1 protein-coding gene and 1 pseudogene are annotated in these 1,136 nt (G+C 70.0%); both read right to left on the reverse strand.

Annotation, left to right across the window (positions count from 1 at the left end):
• A pseudogene (locus tag FKP22_RS31195) lies at positions 1-1,025 on the reverse strand (hypothetical protein); the annotation flags it as partial.
• Positions 1,025-1,136 (reverse strand): helix-turn-helix domain-containing protein (locus tag FKP22_RS34310; RefSeq protein ID WP_141292038.1); only part of this gene is annotated, 112 nt, incomplete at its 5' end. The gene FKP22_RS34310 and the pseudogene FKP22_RS31195, both read right to left, overlap by 1 nt.

Here is a 1,136-nt window from a genome sequence, read left to right on the forward strand (position 1 = left end):
TCCAGGAATTCGTGCAGGTGGCGCGCTCGCTCCCCGAGGCTGGCGAACACGGCCGGCAGGCGGGCCAGCTCGCCGCGCCGGGCCAGTTCGGCACCCGAATGGGCCAGCGACGAGATCGGTGCCAGCGAGTTGTTCAGCTCGTGGCTCAGCACGCGGATCACGCGTTTCCAGGTCGCCACTTCCTGGCGCGAAAGTTCGCGCGTCATGCGGCGGAACAGCCGCAGCCGGTGCGGCCGGCCCTGCAGTTGCACATGGCGCTGCGACAGGTGGAAGGTCTCGTCGCCACCTTCCTGCACCAGCGTGAACAAGGCGTCTTCACCCGCGGCCACGGCCTCTTGCAGTGCAACGGGTGCAGCGGCCAGCAGCACCTGGAAGTCCTGGTCCTGCAGGCTGCGGCCTTCGCCCAGCAGCTGGCGCGCCGCCAGGTTGGCCAGCACCACCCTTTCATGAGCCACCGGATGCACGCTCGTCAGCACCAGCGCCAGCGGACTGTGCTGCAACACCGTGTCCAGAAGCAGCTCGCGCTGCACCAGGTGCTGGCGCTGTTCGCGCAGGGCCTGGCCCAGCACCTGGTGCTGCTTGACCAGTTCGGCCAGCTCGCCATAGCCCTGGAACGGGCCGCGCTTGCCCTCGCCTTCGCGCAGCGAGTTGGCGAACACGTCGTCGGCCGCCAGCGCGCGGCTGAAGTCGCCATCTCGGTAGCTTTGCACCAGGTTGTCCAGCGCGCGGTTGAGCGTGCGCAGCGGTGCCAGCGCCCAGGCGGCCAGCCAGGCGATCAAGGGCAGCAGCAGCACCGCGCTGGCGACCAGTGCCAGCAGGCTGCCCGGCGCAGGGCCAACGATGCGGTCGGCCTCCTCCAGCTCCAGCAAATCCTGGCCTTCTTCCAGCAACAGCGGCAAGGGCCAGTCGGTCAGGCCGTGGTAGATCAAGGCACCGCCGACGGCGCAGACCATGCCGGCGGCAATCAGCCGGTGTTGCAGCCGCGGCGGCGCGGGCCGTGTTGAAGCGTTGTCCTGCTCGGCCATCACGGCGCCGCCAATCCATAGCGCTCCATGCGCCGGTACAAGGCCTGGCGCGACAGGCCCAGCGACTGCGCGGCGCGGCTGACCACACCGTCGGCCCGCTCCAGCGCTGCG

It is taken from the genome of Ideonella azotifigens (genome assembly GCF_006519715.1).
Classification (GTDB): Bacteria; Pseudomonadota; Gammaproteobacteria; order Burkholderiales; family Burkholderiaceae_C; genus Ideonella; species Ideonella azotifigens.